The organism is Stenotrophomonas sp. GD03777, from assembly GCF_029842485.1.
GTDB classification, from domain to species: domain Bacteria; phylum Pseudomonadota; class Gammaproteobacteria; order Xanthomonadales; family Xanthomonadaceae; genus Stenotrophomonas; species Stenotrophomonas sepilia.
On sequence record NZ_JAOCGL010000137.1, the window covers coordinates 1 to 8,480 of the forward strand.

Genomic DNA, 8,480 nt, shown 5'->3' on the forward strand with positions numbered 1-8,480 from the left:
CCGCGACGATCTCTTCCAGCGTCGGATAATCGGTGAAGCCCGCCGCGCCACCGCCAAAGAATGTCGCACGATCCGGCGGATTCAGCGCCGCACCGGTACGCAGTCGCTCCGGCAGGTCCGGGTTGGCGATGAACGGGCGACCGAAGCCGATCAGGTCGGCCCAGCCCTCAGCCAGTGCCTGTTCAGCACGTTCGGCGGTGTACTTGCCGGCATAGATCAGCGTACCCGGGTAGACCATGCGCAGCGCCTGCTTGAACGCCACCGGCATCAGCGGTGCATCGTCCCAGTCGGCTTCGGCGATGTGCAGGTAGCCCACGCCCAGCTCACCCAGCAGATGCGCCGCGGCCAGATAGGTGGCCTGCGGCGTATCGTCAACCGCGCCCTGCAACGTCGTCAGCGGCGCCAGACGGACACCGACGCGGTCACCACCGGCTACGGCCGTCACCGCCTGCACCACCTCGCGCAGGAACCGCAGGCGGTTCTGCAACGCGCCCCCATAGCCGTCGGTGCGCTGGTTGGCCTGCGAGTCGATGAACTGGTTGATCAGGTAGCCATTGGCACCGTGCAACTCCACGCCATCGAAGCCTGCGTCCAGCGCGTTGCGTGCCGCCTGGGCGTAGTCGGCGACGATGCCCGGAATCTCGTCTTCGCGCAGCGCGCGCGGCATCGAATGCTGGATCATTTCGCCCACCCCGGCTTCGGGACCTGCCCCGGTCGGGTCGACGAACACCTTCACGCCTTCCGCCAACAACGCCGACGACGACACCGGCGCGGCGCCACCCGGCTGCAGCGCCACGTGCGAGACCCGGCCGACATGCCACAGCTGGGCGTAGATGCGACCACCGGCAGCGTGCACGGCATCGGTCACCCGACGCCAGCCCTTCACCTGGCCCGGGCTATGGATGCCCGGGGTCCAGGCATAGCCCTGGCCCTGCGGGCTGATCTGGGTGCCTTCGCTGACGATCAGGCCGGCGCTGGCGCGCTGCGCGTAATAGGCGGCCATTTCGGCAGTGGGCACGTTCCCGGCCGACGAGCGCGAGCGGGTCATCGGCGGCATCACGATGCGGTTGGGCAGGGTCAAGGCGCCCAAGCGGTGGGGAGTGAACAACATGGCGGCGATCTCTTGCGGGGGGACTGCCGCAAAGGATGGGGATGCCAGCTGCCAGGCAACAGGCATGCACTGGCAAAACAATTGTTCCCCGAAGGCAAGGATGGCCCGCCCGGGGGGCAGAGCCCCTTCCTGCGGAACGGGATCCGGCCCCGCGCGCAACCGGGGTCGGATCCCTTTGCACCGCAAAGGGCTCCGACCCCGAAGCCGGTTACAGCGTGGGTTCGATCAGCACGCCGCCATGCGCCACGCGGTCATAGCAGGCGCGCACCACATCTTCCCCGTACTTCAACTCCAGCCGGCGCACGATGAAGTGACCACGCGCCATGTCCTGGTAGTAGTCGGTGAACATGGTGTTCAGCGTTGCACCCGCGGCGGCACCAACGATCGGCACCGCCTGCGCGGCGAACTTCTCGGTAACGACCACGCCGAAGCGCGCCGCCACCTTCTCCACCATCTTCGCCAGCAGCTTGCCGGCTTCCTTCGGCGCCACGCCCAGCGTCAGGTCGCGGCCGGTCACCACCCGCCCGGCCAGCTCGGCCGACAGGTGGCGCATCACATCGGTGGTGAAGCCGCGGGCCAGGTAATAGCCCGTCTCGCTGGCGTCATCACGCGGCGAGTTGCCGCCCAGCGCGAACACTTCCAGGCACGCCTGGCGGGTGCTGAACTCGGACAGGTCAAACCCCTCGCTGCGGGCGACGTCGGCCACCGCACGCATCATGATCGTGGTCGACACCGGCAACTCGATGAGCAGGGCGGCAAAGCCGAAGGCACCGCCGACCGCACCGGAGGTGGCTGCCGCCAATTTGTGCCAGCGGGTCGACGCTCCCTTGCCGGGCGAGTTGTCCATGCTCCACAGGGCTGCCTGCGCCGACTTGGACAGTGCCGCCTGCACCGCACCGTGGATGCGGTTGGAGACCGAACTGGGCAGCGCCTTCACCGCGAACTCCAGCGGCGTACCGACCAGGTTCGCCATGCGCGCGGTCAGGGTCGGCGCTTCCAGCAGGGCCACCGCGCGCTGCAGGTCGGACCAGTCGCGGGCGTCATGGGCGATGTCGCGGGGAAGCAGGATGGGCTCGTTCATGGCGCCGATCTTAGCGCCCGGAAGTTGAACGGTTCGTCGCGGGTCACGCCAGAAGGGGCGGATCCGGCACTACCCGTGGGCGTGTCACCCGGCGGCGTCGTTCAGGCAGCCGGCAGGCCCGACAGCGCGCCCATGAACTGGCGGTAGTGGCGCAGCTCGGCGATTGAATCGTGTACATCGCTCAGCGCGGTATGGTTGCTGTTCTTGCCGACGCCGGCGGCCACGCTCGGCGCCCAGCGCTTGGCCAGTTCCTTCACCGTGGACACGTCCAGGTTGCGGTAGTGGAAGTACTTCTCCAGCCTCGGCATCTGGCGATGCAGGAAGCGGCGATCCTGGCAGATCGAGTTGCCGCACATCGGCGAAAGACCGGCCGGAATCCACTGCGCCAGGAAGTTCACCGTCTGCGCTTCGGCCTGGCCCAGGGTGGTGGTGCTGTCCACCACACGCTGCCACAGGCCGGAACGACGGTGCTGGTTGCGGTTCCACTCATCCATCGCTTCCAGCGTTTCCAGCGGATGGTGGATGGCAAACTCGGGGCCTTCAGCCAGCACATTGAGCTGGGCATCGGTGACCACGGTGGCGATCTCGATGATCGAATCGTTGTCGGTATCCAACCCGGTCATCTCCAGGTCGATCCAGATCAGTCGCTCGTTGGCCGCGCCGGTGTCCGCCATTGTGTCGCCTCATTGCTGGGCAGGCGCGCGGCCTACCGGTGAAGGAAAGAGGCGCCCATCATACCCGTTCGCCCCTCAGCCCTCGCCCGCATGGTCTTCCAGCAGCAACGGCGGCTTGCCGCGCTTGGCGCGGAAATAATTGGTCAGGCGCATGCTGGCCTCCTTGGCCAGCACCCCACCGTGGATTTCCACCCGGTGATTGTGCCGGGCATCACCCAGCAGGTCGAACACGCTGCCGCAGGCGCCGGTCTTGGGGTCGCTGGCGCCGTAGACCAAGCGGGCGACGCGTGCATGCACGATGGCCATCGCGCACATCGCGCAGGGTTCGAGGGTCACGTACAGGGTGCTGCCGAGCAGCCGATGATTGGCCAGCCGCGTGCCGCCGGCGCGCATGGCCACGATCTCGGCATGCGCACTGGGATCGTGCGAGGCGATGTTGAGGTTCCAGCCCTCGCCCAGCAGCTGGCCATCGGCGCCCACCAGTACCGCACCGACCGGAATCTCGTCGAACTCGCGCTGCGCACGCTCGGCCAGCGCCAGCGCATGGCGCATCCAGTGTTCATCGGCGTCGTGCACCGGTACACCCAGGGCATCGGTCATGGCGGTTCTCGCGTGTCTGCAGGGCCAGGATGGCCGCCGGGGCCGCATTGTACGCCCGCGGCCGTGCAGGCGGCGCGGGTAGCGGCGGTGCCATTGCGCGCGACCGGCGGTCCAAGCAGCGAGCGCGCTGAAGCCAGGCTGCAGGCCTCATACTGAGCCCTTCCGCAAGCACCTTGGTGAACCCATGACCACCCTCCGTCCCTCGCGCGCCGATGACGGCGCCGCCCTCGTCGACCTCTGGCGCCGTGCCGTCGACGCCACCCACGACTTCCTCAGCGCCGAAGACCGGCAGGCCATCGATGCCGAAGTCGCCAGCTTCCTGCCGCAGGCACCGATGACAGTGGCCGTCGACGCTCAGGACCGCCCCCTTGGCTTCATGCTGATCGACGGCACGCACATGGAAGCGCTGTTCATCGATCCGGACGTGCGCGGCACTGGTATCGGCCGGCAACTGCTGCAGCACGCGCTGGCCCGGCATCCGCAGCTGAGTACCGACGTCAATGAGCAGAACGCACAGGCCGTTGGCTTCTACCTGCGCATGGGCTTCGTCGAAACCGGCCGCTCACCGCTCGATTCGCAGGGCCGTCCGTATCCTCTGATCCATCTCCGGCACGACGGCTGACATTGGACGGATATTCGAGGCCCGCCCCCGATCATCAGGCCGTGGCTTCGAATGCCGGTGAGTACTGCACCTCTCCCTGCGCCATCGACGGCCTCAGGTGCAGCGCCTGGAAGTACTCTGGCGGAACACCCGGCAGCACCAGGCCGGGCTCGGCGCGGAATCCGAATCGACCGTAGTACGCGGGTTCTCCCAGCACTACACACCCCTGCGCGTCCTGCTCACGCAAAGCGTCGAGCACTGCGTGCATCAGCGCCGCGCCAATGCCCTGCCCCTGCCATCCGGGCAGCACCGAGATTGGTCCCAGGCCAAACCAGCCCGTACTGCCATCGCTGATCGTCACCGGCGACAAGGCAACATGCCCGACGACCTGCCCGTCCTTCTCGGCGACCAGCGAGAGACTCAGCTCTCCACGCGAACGCAGTGCATCCACAATGAACTGCTCGGTGTGGCTGCTGTGCGGGGCTTCGCGGAAGGCTGCCTCGGTGAGTGCGTGGATGACAGCGCGGTCTTCGCGGATTTCAGGGCGGATCGTGCAGTTCAAGGAGGGCGCCTTCAATGAAGTGATGGACATGTGAATGATTGATTTCAGTCACGGATTCAGCAGCAGACCTGCCTCCGGCAGCAATGCCAACGTGATGATCGCGAGCCTTGTGCGGCAAGCGATCCGCCCGGGCAATGCCTCGCCGGGGCGTCAAAAATCCGTCTCCAAGGGTGGCACAGCGCTCCCGGCACGTTCCATAATCGAGAAACCTGCCACCCAGGAAGGATAGATGGACATGGACGCACGATGCAGGCTCGCGCCATGCGTGTAGCTCGCCCCGAACCCAAGGGGCGGCCGCTCCTGGCATTGCTCGCCCTCGTCCCGCTGGCGGCATGTTCGCCCTACGCCGACGCCGAGCGTGACGTCGCCGCGGGTGGACGCGGCCTGGCCAAACTCAACCCGGCGCCGAAGCAGGCCTACGAACTGGTGCTGACACTGAAGGACGCGCCGGGCCCGTTCGCGATCGTGGAGGGCGTGGCCCAGTATGACGTCAGCAACTACGAAGACTGCGGGCGGATACTGCCTGCAACAGGCACTGCGGGCCGCATCACCAGCCAAGAGCCCGTCACCCTGCACAAGGTCAGCGAGAACGAGTACCGCGGTACGTTCTACCTGGACCGCATGCTGGATGAGGACTACTACGGGCGCGGCGCCTGCGTTTGGACGCTGACGGGCGTCGGTGCGATGTTGCGCGCCACGACCAGCAAGGCGGATACGCGATTCCTGACGTTCGTCGACAAGAAGCGCATGGAGAACGACTCGCCTCTGACGCTTTATTACCCGAACCTTGTCTATCCGCGCGCCGACACTGTCGCCAATTTTGGTGCCAGTGGCGAGGAAGCTCCGTCGGGGTACAGCGAAGATCTGCGCGACGCGCTGTTCTCAACCACCACCACTGTGCAGAAGCTCACGCCATGAGCTGCCAGTGCCTCATTCACCCCTATCCCCAAGGAGGCCGACATTGCGCCACAAGATGATTCCGTGCCTTGCTCTGCTTCTGTTGACCGCCTGCCATCCGGAGACCGCCATGAACCAGGAACGTGCCGCTGCTGAAGCCGATGTCGCCCAGGGTGGGCGCGGCCTCGCCAAGCTCAACCCCAGCCCGCGCAAGGCCTATGAACTGGTGCTGCGCCTGAAGGACGCCCCGGGTGATTTCGCTGTGGTTGAAGGCGTGGCCCAGTACGACGTCACCAACGAAGACCAGTGCGGCCACATCGAGCCGGCCACCGGCACGGCTGCTCGCATCACCAGCCAAGAGCCGGTGGAACTGCGCAAGGTCGCTGATGGCGAGTACCGCGGCACGCTGTATGTGGACCGGATGCTGGACGAGGACTACTACGGCCGTGGCGTGTGCCATTGGGAGTTCACTGGCGCTGGGGCGATGTTGAAGGCGACGGGCGCTGAAGGCGAGACGCGCTTCCTGTCATTTATTGAAGCCTCGGCCCTTATCGAAGGCCACGTCGAGACCCGCCACTATCCGCGTGCCGACTATCCCCGAGTCAGCGAGATTCCGGACTACGGTGCAAGCGGCCAAAAGGATCCGACAAAGTTTCGCCCTGAACTGCGGAATGCGCTGTTCTCCGCTTCGCTTGAAGCCAGCGAGGTCCGCCAATGAGCCTCAACAGCCAAGACTACGCTGCGCTATCCGAAGATGCATACAAGGATTACGCGGTCGGTCGTCGAGCACCGGGCCAAGAAGAAATCGTTCCAATCAACGGGCACAAGTACAAGATCCTAGAGCACGTTGATAATCGGCTGAACGGTTATCAGGGAACGATCTACCAGCGAGTCGACACCAATGAAATTGTCGTCGCACATCGCGGAACCGAACAAATCGCACGCGATGCGATTCTGACCGATGGTGGCATGGTCGTCGCCCGTACCAATGTGCAGGCGCCAGACGCAATCGCGCTGACCCAACGCGCCCTCGCTTACGCCAAGAAGGAGGGGCAGGATCTCGGCCAACGTCCGCCGGAGGTCACCGTCACCGGCCACTCCCTCGGCGGCGCGCTGGCCCAGATCACCTCGCACCATTTCAACGTCAAGGGCGAAACCTTCAACGCCTACGGCGCGGTCAGCCTCGGCTACCGCATCCCGGAAGGCGGCAACACCATGATCAATCATGTCATGGCCTCCGATCCGGTCAGCGCCGCCTCGCCGCACTTCGGCCAGGTGCGCATCTATGCCAAGCCGGAGGAGATCAGGACGCTGTCTGCTGCCGGTTTCAGCAACCACTCGTTGCGCGCCCTGATTCCAGACTACCCGGTCATCGCGGCAGCCAGTTCTTTGGGCTCCCACAAACTGGGTAACTTCCTCGATCAAGGCTCGGTGCTGAAGCACCCGGAAACCCAGACGCTGGCGAAAGAAAACGCCAGGATGATCGAGGAGTACCGCGACAACCTGGAATCGCTGCGCAGCGGTATCACCCGCGCGGCGCGGGGCATTCCAGGCGGCGCCGTCGACCTGTACGACCACATCCGCGGCCCGCTGCAGCCCGGTGAGCCGGCACGCCGCGAAGCGGAGAAGAACGGCCATCACACCAGCATGCTGCGAATGGACGATGCCAACCATGTGGGCAACCCACTGTTCAACGACGCGATCCGTGGCGTGCACGCGCAGGATGTCCGCGTCGGCCGGGTACCAGACGTGATGAGCACACAACTGGCAGGCAGTCTGGCCGCCGAAATGCACGCAGCAGGCGGCAAGCGCATCGACGAAGTGGTCATGAATGCCGATGCCTCGCGCAGCTTCGCCGTGCAGGGCCAGGGCGGTGACCCCGCCCACCTTCGTGTGTCGGTGGATACGGCAGTGGCGATGAACACCCCGCTGGAACAGAGCAGCCAGCGCATCGACCAGCAGGCCGCCGACCAGCGCGTTGCGCTGGAGCGCGACCAGCAGCTGGAACAGCAGCGGAACCAGACCCGCAGCCTGCAGGCCTGATGCAGCGCGGGAGCCGGTCAGCCCGGCTCCCGCATCACTTCGAGACTCCGGCTCAGGGGCTGGACGCTGTCATTGGCACGGATGCTCCGGCCGTCACGAACAGATCCGGCCCGGAATCCGGGAATCCGCCGCAGGCGCGATCGCCGGGTGCCACCGGGTCACAGGGCCACTGCGCGCGCGCGACCTTCTCGCGCAGCTCGAAGCGATCACCGGTCCAGACCACGAACGCGATGTGCTCACGGTTCCAGTCACTGTAGGCGCGCGGACCACCCTTCTGCGCCGACTCCGGGTATTGCACGAACCAACGCATGGCCGGGCCGTACTGCAGCTTGCTGTGGTCCAGGCTGATCCGGCCCTCACGCGACAGCTGGCGCGCACGATCGGCCTCCGTGACCGGGGGCATCGTCGGCATGGCATCGGCGGTCACATCCCTCGGCGCCGCATCCCCGCGGACCTGGTACACACGCTGGGCTACATAAGCCTCGCGGCAATCACCCGCTGGCACACGAACCGGCTCCGCGCCGTACTCCTCGCGGTTGGCGACCCGGTCGCTGCAGGTGAACGGCGCTGACACCAGGTAGAACGTGCTGTCGGCGTCGCGCCCTTCCAGCGAGCGCACCCAGATGTCGCCCATCCGCACGATGAAGTCCGGGCGTTGGCCATAGCCCGGCACAGCCTTGAACCAGGCCTTCTGCCGCACCTCACGCTCGCGCCAGCTGCGCGGCAGGTGGATGTCCTGCGCGGGCAGCGCGACCAGCAACGCGGCCAGATGCGCCGGCATGGTGCCCTGGCAGGCGCCAATCAGCAGGTCGCCCTGGGTCGCCAGCCGCCCGGCCAGATCCACCGGGCAGCGGGCACCGAGCGCCCGCTCGGTCGCCTGCTCTGGCGGCAACGGCACGATGGCCAATGCG

General features: G+C 66.3%; 10 protein-coding genes. 4 read left to right on the top strand and 6 right to left on the bottom strand.

What is annotated here, in order from left to right:
- The 4 genes from N5E02_RS18995 to tadA form a co-directional block, all read right to left on the bottom strand.
- On the bottom strand, window positions 1-1,111 hold a 1,111-nt coding region (locus tag N5E02_RS18995; RefSeq protein ID WP_279946610.1), incomplete at its 3' end, for an alkene reductase.
- Window positions 1,112-1,319: 208 nt separating this feature from the next.
- Window positions 1,320-2,192, bottom strand: coding sequence for an EcsC family protein (locus N5E02_RS19000; RefSeq protein ID WP_005417175.1), 873 nt, complete (start codon window positions 2,190-2,192; stop codon window positions 1,320-1,322).
- A 101-nt stretch (window positions 2,193-2,293) separates the two neighbouring features.
- Window positions 2,294-2,866 carry an oligoribonuclease gene (gene orn, locus N5E02_RS19005; protein ID WP_053499815.1) on the bottom strand — a complete coding sequence of 191 codons (573 nt, stop codon included), beginning with the start codon at window positions 2,864-2,866 and terminating at the stop codon, window positions 2,294-2,296.
- 75 nt (window positions 2,867-2,941) lie between these two features.
- Window positions 2,942-3,466 (bottom strand): tRNA adenosine(34) deaminase TadA, encoded by a 525-nt coding sequence (tadA, locus tag N5E02_RS19010; protein WP_005417177.1) that lies wholly within the window; start codon window positions 3,464-3,466, stop codon window positions 2,942-2,944.
- 184 nt (window positions 3,467-3,650) lie between these two features.
- On the opposite strand from tadA, the gene N5E02_RS19015 reads away from it, so the two are divergent.
- A complete protein-coding gene (locus N5E02_RS19015; RefSeq protein WP_065186149.1) occupies window positions 3,651-4,088 on the top strand; it encodes an acetyltransferase in 438 nt (145 codons plus the stop codon).
- Between the two features lie 34 nt (window positions 4,089-4,122).
- On the opposite strand, the gene N5E02_RS19020 is transcribed toward N5E02_RS19015, so the two are convergent.
- Window positions 4,123-4,629 (bottom strand): N-acetyltransferase, encoded by a 507-nt coding sequence (locus N5E02_RS19020; protein WP_065186199.1) that lies wholly within the window; start codon window positions 4,627-4,629, stop codon window positions 4,123-4,125.
- Window positions 4,630-4,875: 246 nt separating this feature from the next.
- Here N5E02_RS19020 and N5E02_RS19025 point away from each other — a divergent pair, with 246 nt between their 5' ends.
- The 3 genes from N5E02_RS19025 to N5E02_RS19035 are packed head-to-tail and all read left to right on the top strand — an operon-like array spanning window position 4,876 to window position 7,569.
- Entirely contained in the window at window positions 4,876-5,547 is a 672-nt protein-coding gene (locus N5E02_RS19025; RefSeq protein ID WP_262219862.1) for a hypothetical protein, read from the top strand.
- Window positions 5,548-5,590: 43 nt separating this feature from the next.
- Window positions 5,591-6,244, top strand: coding sequence for a hypothetical protein (locus tag N5E02_RS19030; protein ID WP_065196095.1), 654 nt, complete (start codon window positions 5,591-5,593; stop codon window positions 6,242-6,244).
- Entirely contained in the window at window positions 6,241-7,569 is a 1,329-nt protein-coding gene (locus tag N5E02_RS19035; RefSeq protein WP_279946611.1) for an XVIPCD domain-containing protein, read from the top strand. Before N5E02_RS19030 ends, N5E02_RS19035 begins: the two co-directional genes overlap by 4 nt.
- Window positions 7,570-7,621: 52 nt before the next feature.
- On the opposite strand, the gene N5E02_RS19040 is transcribed toward N5E02_RS19035, so the two are convergent.
- Window positions 7,622-8,480 (bottom strand): hypothetical protein (locus N5E02_RS19040; RefSeq protein ID WP_279946612.1); only part of this gene is annotated, 859 nt, incomplete at its 5' end.

Excerpts from the sequence above, each read along its gene's own strand:
- N5E02_RS19000 (WP_005417175.1), bottom strand. The coding sequence starts at position 2,192 with ATGAACGAGCCCATCCTGCTTCCCCGCGACATCGCCCATGACGCCCGC.
- orn (WP_053499815.1), bottom strand. The coding sequence starts at position 2,866 with ATGGCGGACACCGGCGCGGCCAACGAGCGACTGATCTGGATCGACCTG.
- tadA (WP_005417177.1), bottom strand. The coding sequence starts at position 3,466 with ATGACCGATGCCCTGGGTGTACCGGTGCACGACGCCGATGAACACTGG.
- N5E02_RS19015 (WP_065186149.1), top strand. The coding sequence starts at position 3,651 with ATGACCACCCTCCGTCCCTCGCGCGCCGATGACGGCGCCGCCCTCGTC.
- N5E02_RS19025 (WP_262219862.1), top strand. The coding sequence starts at position 4,876 with ATGCAGGCTCGCGCCATGCGTGTAGCTCGCCCCGAACCCAAGGGGCGG.
- N5E02_RS19035 (WP_279946611.1), top strand. The coding sequence starts at position 6,241 with ATGAGCCTCAACAGCCAAGACTACGCTGCGCTATCCGAAGATGCATAC.